The organism is Allobosea sp. R86505 (assembly GCF_042466375.1).
Classification (GTDB): domain Bacteria; phylum Pseudomonadota; class Alphaproteobacteria; order Rhizobiales; family Beijerinckiaceae; genus Allobosea.
In genome coordinates, this window is sequence record NZ_JAXHPY010000001.1 from 648,487 (window position 1) to 670,723 (window position 22,237).

Genomic DNA, 22,237 nt, shown 5'->3' on the forward strand with positions numbered 1-22,237 from the left:
ACGACCCCTATTTGCGGGAGCGCCCCGATGGCGACCTTTCACCAGCGCGTCTTTTCCGGCATGCAGCCGACCGCGACTTTGCATCTCGGCAATTATCTGGGCGCGCTGACCAACTGGGTCGCGATGCAGGAGACGCATGAGTGCATCTACTGCGTCGTCGACATGCACGCGATCACGCAGGGCCTCGACGTCTGGGGCGGTCCGGCCGAACTGACGCGCGCCACCCGCGAGGTCACGGCGGCCTATGTCGCGGCCGGCGTGGACCCTCAGCGCAGCATCATCTTCAATCAGAGCCAGGTGCCGCAGCATGCGGAACTGGCCTGGATCTTCAACACGGTCGCCCGGCTCGGCTGGCTGAACCGGATGACGCAGTTCAAGGAAAAGGCCGGCAAGGATCGCGAGAACGCCTCGGTCGGCCTTTATGATTACCCCGTGCTCATGGCCGCCGATATCCTGCTCTACAAGGCGACGCATGTGCCGGTCGGCGAGGACCAGAAGCAGCATCTCGAGCTCGCCCGGGACATCGCGCAGAAGTTCAACAACGATTTCGGCGCCCAGATCGCGGTACGCGGGCTCGGTACCGGCGATCTCGGCTTCTTCCCGCAGCCCGAGCCGATGATCCAGGGCCCGGCGCCCCGCGTGATGAGCCTGCGCGACGGCACCAAGAAGATGTCGAAATCCGACGCCTCGGACAATTCACGGATCAATCTGACGGATGATGCCGAGACGATCGCCCAGAAGATCCGCAAGGCCAAGACCGACCCCGACGCGTTGCCGTCTGAGGAGAAGGGTCTGGAGGGACGCCCCGAGGCCGAGAATCTCGTCGGCATCTATGCCGGGCTGAACGGCGAGACCAAGGCGCAGGTCCTCGCCCAGTTCGGCGGCGGGCAGTTCTCCGGCTTCAAGTCCGCGCTGGTCGACCTCGCCGTGGCAAAGCTCTCGCCGATCGCCGGCGAGATGCGGCGCCTGCTCGCCGATGTCAGCCATATCGACGGCATCCTCGGCGAGGGGGCGCAGCGGGCCGAGGCGATCGCCGCGCCGATCATGCGCGATGTCAAGGACATCGTCGGCTTCGTGCGGCACGGCTGAGCCCCGCGAAGGAGACAACGGCACGGGCTTGCGCTGACGTTGCGGCGCAGGCCACCATGGCCGCTCCCGGAGCGGCGGCAGGGCACATTCAATGGTGAAGCGACGGCGGTCCTACGAGACGGGCCATCGGCCGAAATTCCTCGCGGTGGTCGACGACAGCGCCGAATGCGCCAAGGCGATCCGCTTCGCGGCGCGGCGCTGCGCCCGAACCGGCGCCGCCATGGTGCTTCTGGGCGTCGTCAAACCGCCCGAGCATGAAACCTGGCTCGGCGTCGGGGCCGTGATGCAGGCGGAGGCCGAGGCCGAGGCGGAGAAGCTGATCGATGGTGCGGTCGAGGCGGTGCGCACCTTCGCCGGGCTCGAGCCCGAGCGCGTCGTGCGCACAGGCGACAAGGCGGACGAGGTCGTCAAGCTGATCGAGGCGGACGAGGACATCTCGCTGCTCGTGCTGGCCGCGGGCGCGGGGCGCGACGGGCCGGGGCCACTGGTCAGCGCGCTGGCGGGCAAGTCGGCCGCGAGCTTCCCGATCCCCGTCGCGATCGTGCCCGGCCACCTTGAAGACGAGGAAATCGACGCCCTGGCGTGACGGCGCCCGGCGCCACCGCGTCGGATCACGCTGGAATGATTCGCGTCGGGCGCCTATATCTGCCCCATGGAACGGCGGCCTTGACCCGTCCGGGACCGGAGACTCCAGCATGTTCATCCAGACCGAAGCCACGCCGAACCCGGCGACCCTGAAATTCCTTCCCGGCCGCACCGTCATGCCAGACGGCACGCTCGAGCTGCGCGATGCGGAACAGGCCGAGCGCTCGCCCCTGGCGCAGCGTCTTTTCGGCGTGTCCGGCGTGTCCGGCGTCTTCCTCGGCGCCGATTTCATCACCGTGACCAAGGCCGGCGGCGAGTGGCCGCATCTGAAGCCTGCGATCCTCGGCGCGATCATGGAGCATTTCATGTCGGGCGCCCCGGTGCTGGCGAGCGGCTCCCAGGCGGACGTGATCGAGGAGGGCGAGTTCTTCGCGCCCGAGGACGCTCAGACGGTCGAGACGATCAAGGATCTGCTGGAGACGCGCATCCGGCCGGCGGTCGCGGGCGACGGCGGCGACATCACCTTCCGCGGCTTCAAGGACGGCACGGTCTATCTCGCGATGAAGGGCTCCTGCTCGGGCTGCCCCTCCTCGACCGCGACGCTGAAGCACGGCATCCAGAACCTGCTGCGCCACTTCCTGCCGGATGTGCGCGAGGTCGAGGCGATTTGAACATCTGTTAGACCCTGCCCGTCATCCTGGGCTTCGCGATGCGAAGTCCCAGGATCCACCATAGGGCACCCGCTCGCCCGATGATGGATCCCGGACTACGCGGCTTCGCCGCTTGTCCAGGATGACGGTCCCTTCTTCGAAAACACCGGACAGGCGAAGCCAAAGCTGATGCGCATTCTCGCGATCGACACCGCGCTCGGCGCCTGTTCGGCCTGCGTTCTGGAGGCTGGCTCGGCCCAGCCGCTCGCGATCGAGCAGGTCGCGATGGAGCGCGGCCATGCCGAGGCTCTGATGCCGCTGATCGAGCGCGTGATGGACGCGGTTGAGGGCGGCTTTTCCTCGCTCGACCGCGTCGCCGTGACGGTGGGACCCGGCAGCTATACCGGCTTGCGGGTCGGCGTCAGCGCGGCACGGGCCATCGCGCTCGCGGCAAAGATCCCCGCCGTCGGCGTGACCACGCTGGCCGCCTGCGCCGCGCCGCTGGTCGGCCGCGAGACCGGCCGCGTGATCGCCGCGGCGCTCGACGCCAAGCATGGGCAGGTCTGGTTCCAGGCGCTGAGCTCGGAGGGCCGGCCCATCGTCGCGCTGCGCCAGGTCAGCTATCGCGACGCCGCCCGCGCCATCGGCGCCGGGCCGGTCAGCCTCGTCGGGTCAGCCGCACTGGCCGTCGCCAACGAGGCCTGGGCGATCGGGCTCGACGCGCTGGTGCTCGACGATGCCCGCGCTCCCGACGTGACCTGGGTCGCGCGCCTTGGACTGATCGCCGACCCCGAGACGGCGCCGCCGCGGCCGCTCTATCTCAAAGCCCCCGAGACGACGCCGCAGGACCGCGCCCGCCTGCCGCGACGCTGAGGGCCGCCACCGAAGGCGTGGCGCAACGGCCATGCTTGCCCGACAGGGCTTGCCACACGCCCTGACTGTGCCATCAAGCGGCATGGACTGGCTGCGGCGACTTCTCCACCCTCAGGCATGCCCGGTACGGACGGAGCGCCTCGATGCGCGCCACGCCCGGGATGTTGCCGCCCTGCACGGTCAGGGCGGCTTCGCGCGCGGCTGGGAACCCGGGGAATGCGCAGCGCTGATGGCCGACGGAAATGTCGTTGCGGATGGCGTGTTCACGGGCGCGGCGGCGCGGCCGGCCGGTTTCGTGATGTCGCGCCAGGCCGCCGACGAGGCCGAGATCCTCTCGATCGTGGTGGCGCCGGCCCAGCGCGGCCACCGGCTCGGCGCCAGTCTCCTCGGCGCGCATCTGTCTCGGCTCGCGGGCCGCGGCGTGATCCAGGTCTTCCTCGAGGTCGAGGAGGGCAATGTCGCCGCCGAGCGGCTCTATCGCCATCTCGGCTTCCGCGAGGTCGGGCGCCGCAAGGGTTACTATCCGAAATCCGACGGCAGCCGCGCGGCCGCGATCGCCATGCGGCTCGACCTGGCGTGAGCGTAACGGTGCTCGCATGAGAGGGTTCGCTCCCGGCGCGGTCCTGCGTCTCTCGGCGCTGGCCATGGGCATGGTCGCCCTGATGCCGGTGCAGATGCTGGTGATGCGCGTCGCGCCGTCGCGCGGGGCCGCGATCCCGCGGCTGTTCCACCGTCTCACCTGCCGCTGCCTCGGAGTGAGGCGGCGCGTGCGGGGCACGCCGCCACCGGCCGGCAGCAGCGGGCTGATCGTCGCCAACCACGTCTCCTGGCTCGACATCGCCGTGCTCGGAGCCGAGCGGCCGGTCTGCTTCGTGGCCAAGAGCGAAGTCGCGGCCTGGCCGGTGATCGGTTTCCTGGCGAAGCTGCAGCGCACCGTCTTCATCGACCGCTCGCGCCGGGCGGCCACGGCCGATGTCGCGGCGCAAATGGGCGAACGGCTCTCGGCCGGGGAGGCCGTGGTGCTGTTCGCGGAAGGGACGACGGGCGACGGAACGCGCATCCTGCCGATGCGCTCCTCCTTGCTGGGGGCGGCGCATGAGGCGCTCGGCAAAAGCGAGACCGAAGCTGCGGCGGACATCGCCGTCTACCCGCTGACGATCAGCTATACGGGTTTCCATGGCATGGCGGGCGGGCGGGCCGAGCGTGCGACGCTCGCCTGGTACGGCGACACCGAACTCGCGCCGCATCTGAAGACGGTGCTGCGCGCCGGTGCGATCGATGTCGAGCTGGTCTGGGGCGCGCCGATCGCCATGGGCCGCGAGACCTCCCGCAAGGAGGCGACGCGGCGCGCGGAGGCCGCGATCCGCAAGGCGCGACAGGAGACCGTCAGCGGCCGCTCCGTGCCGTGAGCGGCCCCTTGCCGGGCCGGGTCCTCACGCGATGGCAAGGATCGGGCGGGAGCCCGTTTCCTCGCGGCCCGATCCGGAGTAAGGAAACGGTTTGGAGACCAGACCCGGCGCGATGAAGAAAGTCCATATCAAGTCCTTCGGCTGCCAGATGAACGTCTATGACGGCCAGCGCATGGCCGACATCCTGGGCGAACAGGGCTTCGAGGAAACGGCGACGCCGGAAGGCGCGGACCTGATCCTGCTGAACACCTGCCATATCCGCGACCGGGCGGTGCAGAAGGTCTATACCGAGCTCGGCAAGCTGCGCGACCTCAAGAATGCGCAGACCGCGCAGGGCCAGGACACGCGCATCGTCGTGGCCGGCTGCGTCGCCCAGGCCGAGGGGGCCGAGATCCAGCGGCGCCAGCCGGCGGTCGATCTCGTCGTCGGGCCGCAGGCCTATCACCGCCTGCCCGACCTGCTCGAGCAGGCGCGCGCGAAGCGCGTCGTCGACACCGACCTGCCGATCGACGACAAGTTCGGCCATCTGCCGGCCCCGCGGCCCCAGGCGATCCGCCGTCGCGGCATCTCGGCCTTCGTCACGGTGCAGGAAGGCTGCGACAAGTTCTGCGCCTTCTGCGTCGTGCCCTATACCCGCGGCGCGGAATTCTCGCGGCCGGTCGCGCAGGTCATGGCCGAGATCGAGCGGCTGGCGGCCTCGGGCGTGCAGGACGTCACGCTGATCGGCCAGAACGTCAACGCCTATCACGGCGAGGGTCCCGACGGGCGTGTCTGGGGGCTGGCGCGACTGATGCATCGCGTCGCGGAGGTGCCGGGAATCGCCCGGATCCGCTACACGACGAGCCATCCCCGCGACATGGACGACGACCTCATCGCTGCGCACCGGGACCTGCCGCAGGTGATGCCGTTCCTGCATCTGCCGGTGCAGGCCGGCTCCGACCGCATCCTGGCGGCGATGAACCGCAGGCATACGGCCGATGACTACCGACGGCTGGTCGCCCGGATCCGCGAGGCGCGGCCCGACATCGCCCTCTCCTCCGACTTCATCGTCGGCTTCCCGGGGGAAACGGACACCGATTTCGAGGCGACGATCGCGCTCGTCGACGAGATCGGCTTCGCGTCGAGCTACTCCTTCAAATATTCGCCCCGTCCGGGCACGCCGGCCGCCGATCTCGGCGAGCAGGTGCCGGCCGCGCTGATGGACGAGCGGCTGTACCGGCTGCAGGCACGGATCGAACATCACCGCCAGGCCTTCAACCACGCGATGGTGGGCCGCACGGTCGAAATCCTGCTGGAGCGGGCGGGACGTCACCCCGGCCAGCTTGCGGGAAAGTCGCCCTACCTTCAGGCTGTCCAGATCGAGACGGAGACGAATCAGATCGGCGACCGGGTGCAGGTGGTGATCGAGCGGGCGGGCTCCAACTCGCTCTTCGGCCGCAAGGCCGGGGAGCCGGCGTCGCCTGGGCTGCCGCGCCCGTCGAAGGACATGGCCGCGTGACGGCCCATCAGCACCCCTGTCCCGCAGCGCCGGCCGTCACGGCGATCCCCTGTCATCAGACTGCCAACGTCGCGTCGGCTGATAGGGACGATTCATCCGCTCAACGACCCGGCCTCACGCTCCTGTCCGGCCGGAACAGGCGCCAGGGAGACGACGCTTTTGGCACAGGCTGACTCGACGAGACCGGAACGGAGCCCGCGGCGCGAGCTGGCGCCGACGCGCATGGACAGTCTGACGCGGGACGGTCTGCCGACGACCGAGGTGCTGCTGTCCTTCGACGACAACCGGCTGGCGAGCCTCGTCTTCGGACATTACGACCAGAACCTGGCGCATCTCGAGCGCCGGCTGGGCGTCGTCATCAGCCCCAATGGCAACCATGCGACGATCAAGGGCCCGCGCGAGACGGCCGAACAGGCCGGGCGCGTGCTGAAGACGCTCTACACGCGGGCGAAAGCGGGAGCCTCGGTGACGCTGGGCGAGGTCGACGGCGCCATCGAGGAAAGCAACATCCAGCGCTCGCTGTTTCCGGCGGCCGACACCGGCAAGGCGTCGTTCGACGCCATCGTCACGCGCAAGCGCGGCCCCGTCCGGGCGCGCAACGCGGCGCAGGACGCCTATCTGCGGCAGCTCAAGCGCAACGAACTCGTGCTTGCAGAAGGCCCGGCCGGCACCGGCAAGACCTGGCTCGCCGTCGGGCACGCGGTCTCGCTGATCGAGCAGGGCGTGGTCGAGCGGATGGTGCTGTCGCGGCCGGCGGTGGAAGCCGGCGAGCGGCTCGGCTTCCTGCCCGGCGACATGCGCGAGAAGGTCGACCCCTATCTGCGGCCGATCTACGACGCGCTGAACGACTTCATGGAGGCGCGCCATGTCGAGCGGGCCCTGCAGACCGGCATGATCGAGATCGCGCCGCTCGCCTTCATGCGCGGACGCACGCTGACCAATGCGGTCGTGCTGCTCGACGAGGCGCAGAACGCGACTTCGGTGCAGATGAAGATGTTCCTGACCCGCCTCGGCGAGGGCTCGCGGATGATCATCACCGGCGACCCCTCGCAGATCGACCTGCCTCCGGGACAGCGCTCGGGGCTGATCGAGGCGGTGAAGCTGCTCTCGGGTGTCGAGGGCGTCGGCTATGCGAAGTTCGAGGAAGGCGACGTCGTCCGCCACGATCTCGTGCGCCGCATCGTCATGGCCTATGAGAGCGCGGCCCGGCGCGAGCGCGAGGAACGCGAGGAGCGGATGCGCGCGCCCCTGCCCGAGGCGCCGATCGAGAGCGAGACCGAAGGCCTGAAGCGCACGCTCTCGCGGGAGCGCCCGCGATGAACGACCGACCTCGCGGGCGGCGTTCGGCGCCGCGACCCGCGACATCGCCCGCCAGCCCGGTGATCGCCCTGAGGGCGCAATCACGGCAATGGCGCGCGCTCGGCGATCTGCCGGCCCTGAAGGCCCGCGTCGCGCAAGCGATCGAGGCTGCGCTGGCGGTCGCGCCGGTCCAGCCGATGGCGGGCGCCGACCTCAGCCTGCTGCTCACCGATGACCGCCGCATCCGCATCGTCAACCGCGACTGGCGCGGCTTCGACAAGGCGACGAACGTGCTCTCCTTCCCGGCCGCGTCGGCGGACAAGATCGCGGCCAGCCCCGTCCTGGGCGACATCGTCATCGCCTTCGAGACCGTCGCCTCCGAAGCCGAGGCCGAGGGCAAGGCCCTCGCCGACCATTTCAGCCATCTGGTGATCCACGGCCTGCTGCATCTGCTCGGCGAGGATCACGAGACCGACGCCGAGGCGCAGCGCATGGAGGCGCTCGAAGTGGCGGCCCTGGCGCGGCTCGGCATCGCCGACCCCTATGCCGACGGCGACCTCATCGGCGCCCCCGAGGCCACAGCCTCGCCCGCGCCCGTTTCAACCCCGGACCGACCCCACCGATCATGAGCGACGACAGTCGACAGACCCATCCCGAAGCCGCCGGACGCGGCCTCTCCCATTGGCTCAGCCATTTCCTGGACAGGCTCGGCCTGCGTGGCGGCGGGACGATCCGCGAGGAGATCACCGACGCCCTGGCCCAGGGCAGCGGCCAGCTCGCCGATCTCAGCGCGCAGGAGCGCGCCATGCTCTCGAACGTGCTGAGCCTGCGGGAGCGGCGCGTGGGCGACGTGATGATCCCCCGCGCCGACATCATCGCCGTGCCGGCGGACGCCACGCTGGACGAGGTCCTGGCCCGGTTCCGCACGGCGGGCCATTCGCGCCTGCCGGTCTTCGACGATTCCCTCGACGACCCCCGCGGCATGGTCCATATCCGCGACTTCCTCGAATTCATCGCCGGCCAGGCCAAGGCGGAGCCGACTGCGGGCCTGTCGGAGCCCGCATTCCACGATCTCGCGGCGGTCGATCTGACGCGGACGCTGGCCGATACGAAGATCATGCGGCCCGTGCTCTATGTGCCGCCCTCCATGCCGGCGGTGGATCTCCTGGTCCGCATGCAGGCGACGCGGACCCATATCGCGCTGGTGATCGACGAATATGGCGGCACGGACGGGCTCGTCACCATCGAGGACCTGATCGAGATCGTCGTCGGCGACATCGAGGACGAGCATGACCTCGAGGAGGCGCCGACGATTGCGCCCGACGGCGAAGGCCGCTTCACCGCCGATGCGCGCGCCACCCTCGACGAGCTGCGGGACGCGACCGGGATCGATCTGTCGGATGATCCGGTGGCGGAAGACGTCGACACGCTGGGCGGACTGATCGTCACGCTGGCCGGTCATGTTCCCGCCCAAGGCGAGATCGTCGAGGGTCCGGGCGGGCTCAGCTTCGAAATTCTCGAGGCCGATCAGCGCCGGGTCAAGCGGCTGAGCATCGTCCAGCGAAGCTCTGGCGAAGACGGCGACAGAGCGGCGGAAACGGGTTGATGGGCTTGGCCAGCCTGGCCGACGGCGCCATTCTCGCCTGGGGATGGCGCCGGCGCGTGATCGCGCTCGCAGCCGGGGCGAGCGGCGCGCTCGCGCTGCCTCCGCTCGACCTCTGGCCCCTGATCGTCGTGCCGATGACGGTCGCGGTCTGGCTGATCGACGGCGCCGTGGGCCCCGGCGCGGCCTCCCGGTTCCGCGCGGCCGCTGCGGCCGGGTGGTGGTGGGGCTTCGGCTTCTTCCTGGCCGGGCTGTGGTGGCTGGGTGCCGCCTTTCTCGTCGAAGCCGACAAATTCGCCTGGGCGATGCCGCTCGGCGTGGTGGCACTGCCGGCGCTGCTCGCCGTCTTCCCGGCGCTGGCCTTCGGCTGCGCGCGCCTGCTCTGGCCCGGCGGCACCGGCCGGATCCTGATGCTCGCCATCATGCTGTCGCTCAGCGAATGGCTGCGTGGCCATGTTCTGACCGGCTTCCCCTGGAACGTCTACGGCATGATGCTGGCCGGGCAGCCACAGGTCGCCCAGATCGCCTCGGTGGTCGGCCTCTACGGATTGACGCTGCTGGCCGTCGCGATCGGGGCTGCGCCCGCAACGCTGGGCACCGCCGAGCGCCCATGGGCACGCTGGCAGGCGCCCGTCATGGCGGTCGTCGCTCTCGCCGGGCTGGTCGGCTTCGGCCTGTGGCGCGTGCCGGCCGGGCCCGCACCGCTCGTCGCCGGCGTCAAGCTGCGCCTGATGCAGCCGAACCTGCCCCAGGACGCCAAGTTCAACGCCCGAAACGGCGAGGCCATCCTCAACCATTACCTCGCGCTGAGCGACCGGGCGACCAGCCCGGCGACGCCCGGCGTCCAGGCGGTGACGCATCTGATCTGGCCGGAATCGGCCTTTCCCTTCCTGCTCGGGCGCACGCCCCAGGCGCTGTCGCGCATCGCGACGCTGCTGCCGCCCGGCACGACGCTGATCACCGGCGCGGCCCGCGCCGGCGAGGTGCTGCCCGGCGAGAGCCGCCCGCCGATCTTCAACGCGATCCAGGTCGTCGACGACGAGGGCGCGATCGTCTCGAGCTATGACAAGGTGCATCTCGTGCCCTTCGGGGAGTATCTGCCGGCGGTGCTGGAACGGCTGATCCGGGGCGTCGGGCTGTCGGAATTCGTCTCCGTGCCCGGTGGCTTCGCCGCGGGCACGCGGCGGCTGCCGCTGGCGATCCGCGGGCTGCCTCCGGCCGCACCGCTGATCTGCTACGAGGTCGTGTTCCCGGCCGAGGTCGCGCCGCAGGGTCCCCGGGCCGGCTTCATGCTCAACCTGACCAATGACGGCTGGTTCGGCCGGACGAGCGGCCCCTACCAGCATTTCGCCCAGGCGAGACTGCGCGCGATCGAGGAGGGGCTGCCCCTGGTGCGGGTCGCCAATACCGGCATTTCCGCCGTGACGGACGGCTATGGCCGGGTTCTCGGCAGCCTGCCTCTCGGTAGCGAAGGCGTCCTGGACACGGGCCTGCCGCGGGCCGGTCCCGCCACGCCCTACAGCCGGTTCGGCGACCTCATCTATGCCGCAATGCTCGCAGGATTCTTGCTTCTGTCCCGCGGACGGCGCCGTCACTAATCCCATTTGGAACTTGTAAACCGACCGGGTAAGGTCCCTGCCTTCGCCGCCTCCAACCAATTGACTGTGCCGGCTCACCCGATCATGCATCGCAGCCGGCGCCCCTAGCCAAGGCCAAGACCATGTTGAAGAAAGTCCCCAACCCGATCGACCGTCACGTCGGCAGTCGCGTCCGCATGCAGCGGATGCTGGCCGGCGTGAGCCAGGAAAAGCTCGGCGACGCCTTGGGGCTGACGTTCCAGCAGGTCCAGAAATACGAGAAGGGCTCGAACCGGATCAGCGCGAGCCGGCTGCAGCAGATCGCCAAGATGCTCGACGTGCCGGTCTCCTTCTTCTTCGAAGGCGCACCCACGGGCGACATGCCGACCGGTGGCTTTTCCGACTCCGCCGCCAATGCCTATGTCTCGGATTTCATGTCCAGCAGCGAAGGCGTGCAGCTGACCAAGGCCTTCGTCCGCATCAAGAACGCCAAGGTTCGGCGCCGGATCATCGACCTCGTCGAAACACTGGCGGACGAAGACGGCGCAAACGGCTGATTTCGCGCCCCGCGCGTTCTGCTTGCCGAACGAGACTCCCGATAAACGGATTGCCGTGCTTGACGGCGAACGCGTCCACTGCAAAGAGGATGCCGCTTTTTCGTCGATCGGCCCCGTCTGCGTGCCGGTCTCCGTCCACCGCTGACCAAGGGCTGTCCGACCGTGTCACGCCAGAATTACCTGTTCACCAGCGAATCCGTCGGCGAAGGCCATCCCGACAAGATCTGCGACCGCATCTCCGACGAGGTCGTGGACCTGTTCTTCAAGGAAGCCGCCAAGGCCGGGATGGATGCCGCCCAGGTGCGCGTCGCCTGCGAGACGCTGGCCACGACCAATCGCGTCGTCATCGCCGGCGAGGTCCGCACCTCGCTCGACGAGAAGGCGATGAAGAGCAAGGTCAAGTCGGCCGCCCGCCGTGCGATCAAGGCGATCGGCTACGAGCAGGACGGCTTCCACTGGAAGAAGTGCAAGATCGACGTGCTGCTGCACGCCCAGTCCGCCGACATCGCCCAGGGCGTCGACGCGTCGGGCAACAAGGACGAGGGCGCGGGCGACCAGGGCATCATGTTCGGCTATGCCTGCCGCGAGACGCCCGAGCTGATGCCGGCGCCGATCTACTATTCGCACAAGATCCTCGAGGTGCTGGCCAAGGCCCGGCACGCCAAGGAAGGCGGCGCCGCCAAACTCGGCCCCGACGCCAAGAGCCAGGTCACGGTCAAGTACGAGAACGGCAAGCCGGTCGGCGTGACCCAGATCGTGCTCTCGACCCAGCACACCGACGAGAGCCTGTCCTCGGCCGACGTCCGCAAGATCGTCGAGCCCTATATCCGCGCGACCCTGCCCGAGGGCTGGATCACCAAGGAGACGGTCTGGCACGTCAACCCGACCGGCAAGTTCGTGATCGGCGGGCCCGACGGCGACGCCGGCCTGACCGGCCGCAAGATCATCGTCGACACCTATGGTGGTGCTGCGCCCCATGGCGGCGGCGCCTTCTCCGGCAAGGACCCGACCAAGGTGGACCGCTCGGCCGCCTATGCGGCGCGCTACCTCGCCAAGAACGTGGTCGCGGCCAAGCTCGCCGAGCGCTGCACGATCCAGCTCTCCTACGCCATCGGCGTCGCCAAGCCGCTGTCGATCTATGTCGACCTGCACGGCACCGGCAAGGTCGACGAGGCCAAGCTGGAGAAGGTCCTCGGCGAGGTGATGGACCTGACCCCGCGTGGCATCCGCACCCATCTCCAGCTCAACAAGCCGATCTACGCCAAATCGGCGGCTTATGGCCATTTCGGCCGCAAGGCCGGCCGCGACGGCAGCTTCTCCTGGGAGAAGACCGATCTGGTCGACGCGCTGAAGAAGGCCGTGGCCTGAGCGCAGGCTTCAGACTGACATCGATGAAGGCCGGGCTCAGTCCCGGCCTTTTTCTTTTGGTGGATTGCGCTAGAAACGCGCCGTCATCCTGGCCGTAACGAAGCGGAGCGCCGGGATCCATCATAGGGCAGCATGGGCGCCCTTTGATGGATCGCGGATCTGTGCGGCTTCGCCGCTTGTCCGGGATGACGCGCGTTTCCCTGAGACATTTTCAAAGACCGCCCGATGACACATGACCACGATCCCGACCGCTCCTTCTTCGGGCGGCGCAAGGGCAAGGCGCTGCGCGAGGGCCAGAACAGCCTGATGGAGACGGTGCTGCCGCGGCTGCGCCTACCCGAGAGCGAGATCGTCGATCTGCATGCGCTGTTCCCCCAGCCCGTCGAGGCGGTTCGGCTGGAGATCGGCTTCGGCGGCGGCGAGCACCTGCTCCACCGCATGCGAGAGAGCCCGCAGATCGGCTTCATCGGCGTCGAGCCCTTCATCAACGGCATGGCGAAGTTCCTTGCCGTGATCGAACGCGAGGGCCTGACCAATATCCGGATCTGGGACGGCGACGCAGCGCTGATGCTGCCGCGCCTTCCAGCCGGCTCTCTCGACGCGATCGACCTGCTCTATCCCGATCCCTGGCCGAAACGCCGCCAGCGCAAGCGCCGCTTCGTCTCCGACCGCACGCTGGGGCTGTTCGCGCGGACGCTGCGTCCGGGCGGGCGCTTCCGCTTCGCCAGCGACATCGACGACTATGTCGGCTGGACGCTGGCGCGGCTGGCGCGCTCGCCGGATTTCGACTGGACCGATGCCAGGGCCGACGACTGGCGCCAGCCCTATCCGGGCTGGATCCGGACCCGCTACGAGGCCAAGGCCGTGGCGGCGGGCCGGGTGCCGAGCTATCTCACGGCTGTGCGTCGCGCATCCTGAGGAAGCCGAGCACGCGCTGCGCGGTCTCCTTGGGGATGGTACGGAAATGTTGCCGGGCCCGCTCCACCGCGGCGTCTGATTTGCCGAAATCCTTGCGCAGCCCGATGAGGGCCGCAACCGTCTCCCAGGACCAGCCGAGGCCCCGGGCCAGGAGCAGGACGGCGTCGCGATCTGCCCCAAGGACAGCCTGTTCGGCCGCGGGCAGGCCGAGTTCGGCCAGTACCGCCACCGCGCAGACGGCATGCTCGCCCGCGCCCGACCGGGCGAAGCGGACCACGGTCTGCTCGTCCAGTTCGCCGGCCTCCTTCAGCCGGTTGATCTCGGCCAGGGCCTCGTTGATCGCCTCCAGATTGCCGTCGATCTGAACCTCGGCCGCCACGGCCCGGGCACCGCGCTCGACCGCTCCGTCCACGACATCCGCCAGTTCCGGATCGAGACCGATGCCGAGGCGGCGCCGGGCCGAGCTCTTTGCAGCCGCCATGAGCTGCGCCGCCAGTTCGGCCGGGAGGTCGCGCCGCTCGCCGAGCGCCTCATGGAGCGCATCGTCCTGGTTCGCGCGCATGACCAGCACGCCCATCCCATGATGCGAGAAGCGCGCGCCGTGGTTGGCCGCGATCGCATGGGTCACCAGCCGCCCGCCGCGCAGGATCAGGAAATCGGTCACCGGCTCGCCGAGATCCTCGCGCTCGGTGATGGCGAGCATGTGATCGCGCCCCTTCGCCGCGGAGATCGCGACAAGATCCTGATCCGTCAGGCGCTTGGATGACACCAGGACGGGTTCGAGCGACGGCGATCTCGTCCAGCGCGAGCTGGCGGACCACACCGGCCGGCGCGTTGGGCACCGGAGCCAGTCGCTCCGAAAGCTCGATCCGCGCCCTGAGCTCGATCGCCCGCGAGAGCCGGCCGATCACGACATCGAAGATGCCGACCTGGTCGTCGTCCATCACCGCGGCGGTGCTCAGGAAAAGATCGGTCAGGCGCGACAGAATCTGCGTGCGCTCGTCGGCGGAGCCGCGCACCATCGTCGTCTCGAGATCGCGCAACAGCGAACTGACAGAACTCATACCCGATCCCCGCACAAAGCGTCGCGGGTCACCATGGCGCAGAAGGATGACCAGCCGGTTAGCGCGATCCGCGACAGTCCGGCGGACCTCGGGAAGGCTCGCGGGAAGAACCCTTGCCAGCCGGGCCGATGCGGACTAAATAACGCGCAACAGCTCTGGTTCCGGTGTAAGCCGATGATCAAGAGCGGGCCGGAAGGCCCGCTCTTTTTTGTTGGCCGCAGCCCTGCCGGGGCCGGAGCATGACAGCGCGGGCCGAGCGGGCCGATCCGGCACCACGCGATCATGCACCATCCTTCGATCGCGGCCGGCTTCACCGGCCGAAGGCAAGGCAGCCAGGGCATGAACGAGCCGACAGCCACGCAACAGGACAGCGACCGCCGCCTCGTCGTCGAAAGCGGCGTCGCGGCGCGCGTCGCCGCGATCATCGAGCCCGCGATCGTCGATCTCGGCTACCGGCTGGTGCGCGTGCGCGTCACCGGCCAGAACGGCTGCACCGTGCAGATCATGGCCGAGCGGCCCGATGGCACGATGAATGTGGAAGGGTGCGAGGAGGTCAGCCAGGCGGTGTCGCCGGCGCTCGACGTCGACGACCCGATCCAGGTGCCCTATCATCTCGAGGTGTCCTCGCCGGGAATCGATCGGCCGCTGGTCCGGGCGGGCGATTTCGCGCGCTGGGCCGGGCATCTCGCCAAGATCGAGACCGAGACGCCCGTCCATGGCCGCAAGCGCTTCCGCGGCATCCTGCGCGGCGTCGAGGGCGAGAACGCCCTGCTCGCGCGTGACGACGCCAAATCCGAGGAAGAGCGCGACGTCGCGATCCCGATGACGCTGGTCAGCGATGCCCGCCTGGTGCTGACCGATGCGCTGGTCACGGAATCGCTGCGCCGCGGCAAGGCCGGGCTGCCGCCCGAGATGCCGACCGCCGACGAGATCGCCGCACCGCCCAAGGGCCGGAAGAAATCGCTGGGGCCGCGCCCCGACAAGACACGCGGACAGACTCCGCCAGACACAACCGAAGAGGAGTGAGCGCCATGGTGGTCGCAGCCAACAGACTCGAATGGCTTCAGATCGCGGACGCCGTCGCCCGCGAGAAATCCATCGACCGGCAGATCGTGCTGGATGCGATGGAGGACGCCATCGCCCGTGCCGCCCGCTCGCGCTACGGCGCCGAGACCGACGTGCATGCCGAGATCAGCACCAAGACCGGCGAACTGCGTCTGGCGCGCCATCTCCAGGTCGTCGACAGCGTCGAGAACCCCGCCGTCGAGATCACGGTCGACGAGGCCAAGCGCCACAACCCGGCCGCCCAGGTCGGCGACGTGATCGCCGATCCGCTGCCACCCTTCGATTTCGGCCGCATCGCCGCACAGGCCGCCAAGCAGGTCATCGTGCAGAAGGTGCGCGAGGCCGAGCGCGACCGGCAGTATGACGAGTACAAGGATCGCATCGGCGAGATCGTCAACGGCGCCGTCAAGCGCGTCGAATACGGCAACGTCTTCGTCGATCTCGGCCGTGGCGAGGCGATCATCCGCCGCGACGAGATGATCCCGCGCGAGACCTTCAAGGTCGGCGACCGCGCCCGCGCCTATGTCTACGACGTGCGCCGCGAGCCGCGCGGCCCGCAGATCTTCCTCTCGCGCACCCATCCGCAGTTCATGGCCAAGCTCTTCGGCCAGGAAGTCCCGGAGATCTATGACGGGATCGTCGAGGTGAAGGCGGTCGCCCGCGATCCGGGTTCGCGCGCCAAGATCGCGGTGATCAGCCGCGATTCCTCGATCGACCCCGTCGGCGCCTGCGTCGGCATGCGCGGCTCGCGTGTCCAGGCCGTGGTCGGCGAGCTGCAGGGCGAGAAGATCGACATCATTCCGTGGTCGCCCGATATCGCGACCTTCGTCGTCAACGCGCTGCAGCCGGCGGAAGTCGCCAAGGTCGTGCTCGACGAGGAGGCCGACAAGATCGAAGTGGTGGTCCCCGACGAGCAGCTCTCGCTCGCGATCGGCCGCCGCGGCCAGAACGTACGCCTGGCCTCGCAGCTCACCGGCTGGGACATCGACATCCTGACCGAGGCCGAGGAGTCCGAGCGGCGCCAGAAGGAATTCGTCAGCCGTACCGACATCTTCATGAACGCGCTGAACGTCGACGAGACGGTCGGCCAGCTCCTCGCCTCGGAAGGCTTCCGCAGCGTCGAGGAGGTCGCCTATGTCGACCTCGCCGAACTGGCCTCGATCGAGGGCTTCGACGAGGAGACGGGTGCGGAGATCCAGTCCCGCGCGCAGGATTATCTCGCCGCGGTCGAGGCCGAGTTCGACGAGAAGCGCCGTGCGCTGGGCGTCGAGGACGCGCTGCGCGAGGTTCCCGGCATCACCACCGCGATGATGGTGGCGCTGGGCGAGAACGACGTGAAGAACGTCGAGGACCTCGCCGGCTGCGCCACCGACGATCTCGTCGGCTGGACCGAGCGCAAGGATGGCGAGACGACGCGTCATTCCGGCTATCTCGACGGTTTCGACCTGTCGCGGCAGGACGCCGAGGCGATCGTCATGGCCGCCCGCGTCCAGGCAGGCTGGGTCGAGGCGCCCGCTGACGACGCAGAACCGGCCGCCGAGGAGACGGCCGAGGCCTGAGCCCGGAGCCCGCGATGAAACCGGCCGCGGCGCGCGGCGCGCGCGAGACGTCTCAGGCCCGCAGGGACGGGCCTGAGCGGAGCTGTGTCGTCACGCGGACGGTCAAGTCCCCCGACGACCTGATCCGCTTCGTCGTCGGGCCGGACGGCATGCTGGTGCCGGATCTGCGGCGCAAGCTGCCCGGCCGCGGCGTCTGGGCCAGCCTCAGCGTCGCGACCGTGGCCGAGGCCGTGAAGCGGCGGGCCTTCGAGCGCTCTTTGAAGACGAAGGTCGTCGTCCCGCCCGATTTGGGTGAGATGATCGACGCCTTGATGTTGAAGGATGCGCAGCAGGCGCTGGCGATGGCGAACAAGGCGGGGCTGGTGCAGGCCGGCTTCGCCAAGGTCGAGGCGGTGATCGGTTCCGGCCGCTGTGCCGCCGTGATCGAGGCCAGCGACGGCGCCGAGGATGGCCGCCGCAAGATCGCGCAGGCGATGCGGCGGGCCGAAATCGCACGAGAAGAGGCCCGCCTGAAGCCACGGAAGGTGCCCGTCGTGGCAATTTTCGCGGCAGCGGATTTGGAATTGGCGTTGGGGCGCGCACATGTGATACATGCGGCGCTTGCTCCGGGACCAGCGGCCGAGGGTTTCCTCTCCCGCTGGCGTCGGCTCGTTCGCTATCGGACGAACGACGCCGGTGCAACCGCCCCGGAGGAGCCGAACGGCTCCGACCCCGCAGGTGACGATTCCGTAGACCATCGAACGACCGAACCGGCTGGACCGAACGCGGCAGGACCGAGCACAGAATGAGCGATACCAAGACCCCGGGCGACAAGACCTTGACCGTCAGCCCTCCGAAGACCCTGACCCTGAAGCGTCCTGTCGAGCAGAGCACTGTCCGGCAGAGCTTCTCGCATGGGCGCTCCAAGCAGGTCGTCGTCGAGGTCAAGCGGCGCGTCGCCGGGCCCGAAGTCAAGGAGCCGGTGGCTCCGCGCGCGCCTGCGCCGCAGGTCCAGCAGGCCGCGCCGCGTCCGGCACCCGCGGCGCCGACCCCGCCGCCTCGGCCCGCTTCCGGCATGCTGCTGCGCACCCTGTCCGAGGACGAGAAGGAGGCGCGCCAGCGCGCGCTCTCCGACTCGCGTGGCCGCGAGGCGGAAGCCCGCCGCATCGCCGAGGACGAAGCCCGTGCCCGTGCACTGGCCGCCGAGCGCGAGCGCCAGGAGCGCGAAGCCGCGGCTGCCCGCCAGCGCGAGGAAGAAGAGCGCCGTCGTCAGGAAGACGACCGCAAGCGCCGCGCCGAAAGCGCGGCCCGCCAGCGCATGGACGAGCCGCAGGCCCCGCGCCCGCCGCAGCCTCCGCGCGAGTTCACCCCCGCCGCCCCGGCGCAGCCCGAGGCCGGCGCCGCACCGACGGCTGGCTATGCCCCGTCGCCGCGCCCGGCACCGTCCGGACCGCGTCCCGATTTTGCGCCGCGCACCCCGATGCGCGACGTCGGCGCCCGTCCGCCGCGTCTCGACTCGCGCCCGCCGCGCCTCGACACTCCGCGGCCGCCGCGCCCCGTCGATGCGACGGCTCCCGCCGAGCCCGCCATCACCCGTCCGACGCGCCAGGCGCCCTCGACGGCCACCCCGCGCAGCCGACCCGACGATGGCGAGGCGAGGCCTGCCTTCCGCCGTCCCGGCGGCTTTGCCGGCGGCCCGCCGCGCGGCGCGCCCGTGCCCGCGCCCAAGACGCCCAAGGTCGGCGAGAAGCCGCGTGGCCGCCTGACGCTTTCGACCGCAACGGGCGGTGACGACGAGCGCACGCGCTCGGTCGCCGCCTTCCGCCGGCGCGTCCAGCGCATGACGGGGCACCGCGCCTCCGACGTGGCGAAAGAGCGCGTGATGCGCGAGGTGATCATCCCCGAGACGATCACCATCCAGGAACTCGCCAACCGCATGACCGAGCGCGGCGTCGACGTCATCCGCCTGCTGATGAAGCAGGGCGCGATGCACAAGATCACGGACGTGATCGACGCCGACACCGCCCAGCTCGTCGCCGAGGAAATGGGCCACACCGTCAAGCGCGTGGCTGAATCCGACGTCGAGGAAGGCCTGTTCGACACGCCCGATACCGACGACACGCTGAGCTCGCGCCCGGCCGTCGTCACGATCATGGGCCATGTCGACCACGGCAAGACCTCGTTGCTCGACGCGATCCGCCAGACACATGTCGTCACCGGCGAAGCCGGCGGCATCACCCAGCATATCGGCGCCTATCAGGTGGTCACGCCGTCCGGCGCCAAGGTGACCTTCATCGACACGCCCGGCCACGCCGCCTTCACGGCGATGCGTGCCCGCGGCGCCAAGGTCACCGACGTCGTCGTGCTGGTCGTGGCGGCCGATGACGGCGTCATGCCGCAGACGGTCGAGGCGATCAATCACGCCAAGGCCGCGGGCGTTCCGCTGATCGTGGCGATCAACAAGATCGACAAGACCGACGCCAGCCCCGAGCGGGTGCGCGCCGAGCTGCTGCAATACGAGATCCAGGTCGAGACGCTCGGCGGCGAGACGCTCGAAATCGAGGTTTCGGCCAAGACCGGCAAGAATCTCGACAAGCTGCTCGAGGCGATCGCGCTGCAGGCCGAACTGCTCGACCTCAAGGCCAATCCGGATCGTCCGGCCGAGGGCACGGTGATCGAGGCCAAGCTCGATCGCGGCCGCGGCCCGGTCGCGACCGTGCTCGTCCAGCGCGGCACGCTGCGCACCGGCGACATCATCGTGGCGGGTTCCGAATGGGGCCGCGTGCGCGCGCTGATCGGCGACACCGGCGCCCACATCAAGGAGGCTCCGCCCTCGCTGCCGGTCGAGGTCCTCGGCTTCAACGGCACGCCCGAGGCCGGTGACCGCGTCGCGGTCGTCGAGTCGGAGGCCCGCGCCCGCGAGATCACCGATTACCGCGAGCGCCAGAAGCGCGACCGGATCGCCGCGCGCGGCGGCGGATCGGCCGCTGGCCGTTCGCTCGCCGACATGATGCGCGATCTCAAGGAAGGCGCCGGCCGCAAGGAGTTCCCGCTGGTCGTCAAGGGCGACGTGCAGGGCTCGGTCGAGGCCATCGTCGGCACGCTCGAGAAGGTCGGCAATGACGAGGTGCGCGCCCGCGTGCTGCAGTCGGGCGTCGGCGGCATCACCGAATCCGACATCACGCTGGCCCAGGCTTCGGGCGCGGCCGTGATCGGCTTCAACGTGCGTGCCCACAAGGAAGCGCGCGAGGCGGCCGAACGGGCCGGCGTCGAAATCCGCTACTACAACATCATCTACAACCTCGTGGACGATGTGAAAGCGGCGATGTCGGGCCTGCTGGCGCCGACCCTGCGCGAAACCATGCTCGGCAACGCGCAGATCCTCGAGATCTTCGCGGTCTCGAAGGTCGGCAAGATCGCCGGCTGCCGCGTCACCGACGGCACGATCGAGCGTGGCGCCAATGTCCGCCTGATCCGCGACAACGTCGTCGTCCACGAGGGCAAGCTCGCCCAGCTCAAGCGCTTCAAGGACGACGCCAAGGAGGTCGTGGCGGGCCAGGAGTGCGGCATGTCCTTCGAGAACTACCAGGACATGCGCGCTGGCGACGTGATCGAGTGCTACCGCGTCGAGGAGATCAAGCGCACGCTGTAAGGCGGCCGCTTCGACCCAGGCTGATCATGGCCGGGCTTGCCCGGCCATGATGCTTTTATCGACCGTCCATCCGGTCCGATCCCGGAGAACGAGAACCATGGCAAAACCCGCAAAACCCTCCGGTCCCAACCAGCGCCAGCTGCGCATCGGCGAAGTGATCCGTCATGCGCTGGCGGAACTGCTCTCACGCGGCGATATCCACGACGAGGTGCTGGCCAAGCACGTCGTCACGGTGCCCGAAGTGCGCCTGTCCTCGGATCTCAAGCTCGCGACCTGCTACATCATGCCGCTCGGCGGCGGCGACGTGAAGCCGGTGCTGAAGGCTCTGAACGACCACAAGCGCTATATCCGCGGCGAGATCGCCCACCGCGTGAACCTGAAATTCGCGCCCGATATCCGCTTCCTGGCGGATGAGAGCTTCGCCGAGGCGGAGCGCGTCGATGCGATCCTCTATTCCGACAAGGTGCGCCAGGACATCCTGAAGCAGCCGCTGCGCATCCAGACGGACGAGCAGGACGATGACTGAACCGGCCTCTCCCGATCTCCTCGAGCCCCAGGGCCAGAGCTTCGCGCCGCGGCCGAAGAAGCGCGACGTGCATGGTTGGGTCGTGCTCGACAAGCCCGTCGGCATGACCTCGACCCATGCGGTCGCGGTCGTCAAGCGCGCCTTCTCGGCCAAGAAGGCCGGCCATGCCGGCACGCTCGATCCGCTCGCCTCGGGCCTGCTGCCGATCGCGCTCGGCGAGGCGACCAAGACCGTTCCCTTCGTCATGGACGGGCGCAAGGCCTACCAGTTCACCGTCGCCTGGGGCACGCAGACCGATACCGACGACGCGGAAGGCCGCGTCATCGCGACGGCGGAAACCCGGCCGGACGAGCAGGCCATCACGGCCCTGCTGCCGCAGTTCACGGGCACGATCAGCCAGGTTCCGCCGAAATTCTCCGCCATCAAGATCGCCGGCGAGCGCGCCTACGACCTCGCCCGCGACGGCGAAGACGTGGTGCTGGAGGCAAGGCCCGTCGAGATCGACGCGCTGCGCATCGTCTCGCACTCGCCGGAGACGACGACCTTCGAGGCTGAGTGCGGCAAGGGAACCTATGTGCGTGCGATCGCCCGCGATCTCGGCGTCGCGCTGGGCTGCCTCGGCCATGTCGTGCATCTGCGGCGGACCCGGGTCGGGCCCTTCGCCATCGCCGACGCCGTCTCCGTCGAGACGCTGCGGGAAAGCCCCGAGAGCGCGGCGGCGACCCTGCTGCCGGTCAAGACGGCGCTGTCGCTGATCCCGGAGGTCGTGGTCCACAAGGACGCGGCCATGCGGCTGAAGCGGGGCCAGAGCGTGCTGCTGCGCGGCCGTGAGGTCCCGATCGAGAGCCCGGCGATCTATGCGACGTCGGGCGGCGTCCTGATCGCCATCGGCACCGTCGAGCAGGGCGAGCTGGTTCCGCACCGCGTCTTCAACCTCTGAATTTCCCTCGCGACCGGCGTTTCGAA

General features: G+C 69.3%; 22 protein-coding genes. 21 read left to right on the forward strand and 1 reads right to left on the reverse strand.

Annotation, left to right across the window (positions count from 1 at the left end; genetic code table 11):
- Positions 1 to 27 precede the first annotated feature (27 nt).
- The 14 genes from trpS (at position 28) to trmB (ending at position 13,426) form a co-directional block, all read left to right on the forward strand.
- Positions 28 to 1,089 (forward strand): tryptophan--tRNA ligase, encoded by a 1,062-nt coding sequence (trpS, locus tag SJY11_RS03080; RefSeq protein ID WP_376984986.1) that lies wholly within the window; start codon positions 28 to 30, stop codon positions 1,087 to 1,089.
- A gap of 91 nt (positions 1,090 to 1,180) precedes the next feature.
- Positions 1,181 to 1,675 carry a universal stress protein gene (locus SJY11_RS03085; RefSeq protein ID WP_326912507.1) on the forward strand — a complete coding sequence of 165 codons (495 nt, stop codon included), beginning with the start codon at positions 1,181 to 1,183 and terminating at the stop codon, positions 1,673 to 1,675.
- A 109-nt stretch (positions 1,676 to 1,784) separates the two neighbouring features.
- Positions 1,785 to 2,345, forward strand: a complete 561-nt coding sequence (locus SJY11_RS03090) for a NifU family protein (protein WP_376984987.1) — start codon at positions 1,785 to 1,787, stop codon at positions 2,343 to 2,345.
- Positions 2,346 to 2,513: 168 nt separating this feature from the next.
- Complete coding sequence (gene tsaB / locus SJY11_RS03095) at positions 2,514 to 3,197, forward strand: tRNA (adenosine(37)-N6)-threonylcarbamoyltransferase complex dimerization subunit type 1 TsaB (RefSeq protein ID WP_376984988.1); 684 nt, start codon at positions 2,514 to 2,516, stop codon at positions 3,195 to 3,197.
- Between the two features lie 229 nt (positions 3,198 to 3,426).
- On the forward strand, positions 3,427 to 3,777 hold the full coding sequence (locus SJY11_RS03100) for a GNAT family N-acetyltransferase (protein WP_376984989.1): 351 nt from the start codon (positions 3,427 to 3,429) through the stop codon (positions 3,775 to 3,777).
- Between the two features lie 16 nt (positions 3,778 to 3,793).
- The gene (locus tag SJY11_RS03105) at positions 3,794 to 4,606 is read left to right on the forward strand and encodes a lysophospholipid acyltransferase family protein (RefSeq protein WP_376984990.1); all 813 of its coding nucleotides are present in this window, start codon (positions 3,794 to 3,796) and stop codon (positions 4,604 to 4,606) included.
- Positions 4,607 to 4,718: 112 nt separating this feature from the next.
- A complete protein-coding gene (miaB, locus tag SJY11_RS03110) occupies positions 4,719 to 6,104 on the forward strand; it encodes a tRNA (N6-isopentenyl adenosine(37)-C2)-methylthiotransferase MiaB (protein ID WP_376984992.1) in 1,386 nt (461 codons plus the stop codon).
- Positions 6,105 to 6,326: 222 nt separating this feature from the next.
- A complete protein-coding gene (locus SJY11_RS03115; RefSeq protein WP_376984993.1) occupies positions 6,327 to 7,424 on the forward strand; it encodes a PhoH family protein in 1,098 nt (365 codons plus the stop codon).
- Positions 7,421 to 8,032, forward strand: a complete 612-nt coding sequence (gene ybeY, locus SJY11_RS03120) for an rRNA maturation RNase YbeY (RefSeq protein ID WP_376984994.1) — start codon at positions 7,421 to 7,423, stop codon at positions 8,030 to 8,032. The genes SJY11_RS03115 and ybeY overlap by 4 nt, the downstream gene beginning before the upstream one ends.
- Positions 8,029 to 9,009: a hemolysin family protein gene (locus SJY11_RS03125; protein WP_376984995.1), complete on the forward strand. Its 981-nt coding sequence runs from the start codon at positions 8,029 to 8,031 to the stop codon at positions 9,007 to 9,009. Before ybeY ends, SJY11_RS03125 begins: the two co-directional genes overlap by 4 nt.
- Complete coding sequence (gene lnt, locus SJY11_RS03130) at positions 9,009 to 10,604, forward strand: apolipoprotein N-acyltransferase (protein WP_376984996.1); 1,596 nt, start codon at positions 9,009 to 9,011, stop codon at positions 10,602 to 10,604. The genes SJY11_RS03125 and lnt overlap by 1 nt, the downstream gene beginning before the upstream one ends.
- A 122-nt stretch (positions 10,605 to 10,726) precedes the next feature.
- Positions 10,727 to 11,140, forward strand: coding sequence for a helix-turn-helix domain-containing protein (locus SJY11_RS03135; protein ID WP_376984997.1), 414 nt, complete (start codon positions 10,727 to 10,729; stop codon positions 11,138 to 11,140).
- A 162-nt stretch (positions 11,141 to 11,302) separates the two neighbouring features.
- Positions 11,303 to 12,508 carry a methionine adenosyltransferase gene (gene metK / locus SJY11_RS03140; RefSeq protein ID WP_326912517.1) on the forward strand — a complete coding sequence of 402 codons (1,206 nt, stop codon included), beginning with the start codon at positions 11,303 to 11,305 and terminating at the stop codon, positions 12,506 to 12,508.
- A 225-nt stretch (positions 12,509 to 12,733) separates the two neighbouring features.
- Positions 12,734 to 13,426: a tRNA (guanine(46)-N(7))-methyltransferase TrmB gene (trmB, locus tag SJY11_RS03145; protein ID WP_376984998.1), complete on the forward strand. Its 693-nt coding sequence runs from the start codon at positions 12,734 to 12,736 to the stop codon at positions 13,424 to 13,426.
- On the opposite strand, the gene SJY11_RS03150 is transcribed toward trmB, so the two are convergent.
- Complete coding sequence (locus tag SJY11_RS03150) at positions 13,401 to 14,249, reverse strand: DUF2336 domain-containing protein (RefSeq protein ID WP_376984999.1); 849 nt, start codon at positions 14,247 to 14,249, stop codon at positions 13,401 to 13,403. The two genes, trmB and SJY11_RS03150, sit on opposite strands and share 26 nt — an antisense overlap.
- On the opposite strand from SJY11_RS03150, the gene SJY11_RS03155 reads away from it, so the two are divergent.
- The 7 genes from SJY11_RS03155 to truB all read left to right on the forward strand — a co-directional run bounded on the left by SJY11_RS03155 (position 14,185) and on the right by truB (position 22,211).
- A complete protein-coding gene (locus SJY11_RS03155; RefSeq protein WP_376989416.1) occupies positions 14,185 to 14,733 on the forward strand; it encodes a hypothetical protein in 549 nt (182 codons plus the stop codon). The two genes, SJY11_RS03150 and SJY11_RS03155, sit on opposite strands and share 65 nt — an antisense overlap.
- 96 nt (positions 14,734 to 14,829) lie before the next feature.
- Positions 14,830 to 15,516 (forward strand): ribosome maturation factor RimP, encoded by a 687-nt coding sequence (gene rimP, locus SJY11_RS03160; protein ID WP_326912520.1) that lies wholly within the window; start codon positions 14,830 to 14,832, stop codon positions 15,514 to 15,516.
- A gap of 5 nt (positions 15,517 to 15,521) precedes the next feature.
- Positions 15,522 to 17,114, forward strand: a complete 1,593-nt coding sequence (gene nusA, locus SJY11_RS03165; protein ID WP_069053208.1) for a transcription termination factor NusA — start codon at positions 15,522 to 15,524, stop codon at positions 17,112 to 17,114.
- A 14-nt stretch (positions 17,115 to 17,128) separates the two neighbouring features.
- A complete protein-coding gene (locus SJY11_RS03170) occupies positions 17,129 to 17,902 on the forward strand; it encodes an RNA-binding protein (protein ID WP_326912522.1) in 774 nt (257 codons plus the stop codon).
- Positions 17,899 to 20,745 carry a translation initiation factor IF-2 gene (gene infB, locus SJY11_RS03175; RefSeq protein WP_376985000.1) on the forward strand — a complete coding sequence of 949 codons (2,847 nt, stop codon included), beginning with the start codon at positions 17,899 to 17,901 and terminating at the stop codon, positions 20,743 to 20,745. Before SJY11_RS03170 ends, infB begins: the two co-directional genes overlap by 4 nt.
- Before the next feature lie 97 nt (positions 20,746 to 20,842).
- Entirely contained in the window at positions 20,843 to 21,271 is a 429-nt protein-coding gene (gene rbfA, locus SJY11_RS03180) for a 30S ribosome-binding factor RbfA (RefSeq protein ID WP_376985001.1), read from the forward strand.
- The gene (gene truB, locus SJY11_RS03185; RefSeq protein WP_376985003.1) at positions 21,264 to 22,211 is read left to right on the forward strand and encodes a tRNA pseudouridine(55) synthase TruB; all 948 of its coding nucleotides are present in this window, start codon (positions 21,264 to 21,266) and stop codon (positions 22,209 to 22,211) included. The genes rbfA and truB overlap by 8 nt, the downstream gene beginning before the upstream one ends.
- The last annotated feature ends 26 nt before the right edge of the window (positions 22,212 to 22,237 follow it).

Coding starts and splice junctions, on each gene's coding strand:
- trpS (WP_376984986.1), top strand. CDS start 28: ATGGCGACCTTTCACCAGCGCGTCTTTTCCGGCATGCAGCCGACCGCG.
- SJY11_RS03085 (WP_326912507.1), top strand. CDS start 1,181: ATGGTGAAGCGACGGCGGTCCTACGAGACGGGCCATCGGCCGAAATTC.
- SJY11_RS03090 (WP_376984987.1), top strand. CDS start 1,785: ATGTTCATCCAGACCGAAGCCACGCCGAACCCGGCGACCCTGAAATTC.
- tsaB (WP_376984988.1), top strand. CDS start 2,514: ATGCGCATTCTCGCGATCGACACCGCGCTCGGCGCCTGTTCGGCCTGC.
- SJY11_RS03100 (WP_376984989.1), top strand. CDS start 3,427: ATGGCCGACGGAAATGTCGTTGCGGATGGCGTGTTCACGGGCGCGGCG.
- SJY11_RS03105 (WP_376984990.1), top strand. CDS start 3,794: ATGAGAGGGTTCGCTCCCGGCGCGGTCCTGCGTCTCTCGGCGCTGGCC.
- miaB (WP_376984992.1), top strand. CDS start 4,719: ATGAAGAAAGTCCATATCAAGTCCTTCGGCTGCCAGATGAACGTCTAT.
- SJY11_RS03115 (WP_376984993.1), top strand. CDS start 6,327: ATGGACAGTCTGACGCGGGACGGTCTGCCGACGACCGAGGTGCTGCTG.
- ybeY (WP_376984994.1), top strand. CDS start 7,421: ATGAACGACCGACCTCGCGGGCGGCGTTCGGCGCCGCGACCCGCGACA.
- SJY11_RS03125 (WP_376984995.1), top strand. CDS start 8,029: ATGAGCGACGACAGTCGACAGACCCATCCCGAAGCCGCCGGACGCGGC.
- lnt (WP_376984996.1), top strand. CDS start 9,009: ATGGGCTTGGCCAGCCTGGCCGACGGCGCCATTCTCGCCTGGGGATGG.
- SJY11_RS03135 (WP_376984997.1), top strand. CDS start 10,727: ATGTTGAAGAAAGTCCCCAACCCGATCGACCGTCACGTCGGCAGTCGC.
- trmB (WP_376984998.1), top strand. CDS start 12,734: ATGACACATGACCACGATCCCGACCGCTCCTTCTTCGGGCGGCGCAAG.
- rimP (WP_326912520.1), top strand. CDS start 14,830: ATGAACGAGCCGACAGCCACGCAACAGGACAGCGACCGCCGCCTCGTC.
- nusA (WP_069053208.1), top strand. CDS start 15,522: ATGGTGGTCGCAGCCAACAGACTCGAATGGCTTCAGATCGCGGACGCC.
- SJY11_RS03170 (WP_326912522.1), top strand. CDS start 17,129: ATGAAACCGGCCGCGGCGCGCGGCGCGCGCGAGACGTCTCAGGCCCGC.
- infB (WP_376985000.1), top strand. CDS start 17,899: ATGAGCGATACCAAGACCCCGGGCGACAAGACCTTGACCGTCAGCCCT.
- rbfA (WP_376985001.1), top strand. CDS start 20,843: ATGGCAAAACCCGCAAAACCCTCCGGTCCCAACCAGCGCCAGCTGCGC.
- truB (WP_376985003.1), top strand. CDS start 21,264: ATGACTGAACCGGCCTCTCCCGATCTCCTCGAGCCCCAGGGCCAGAGC.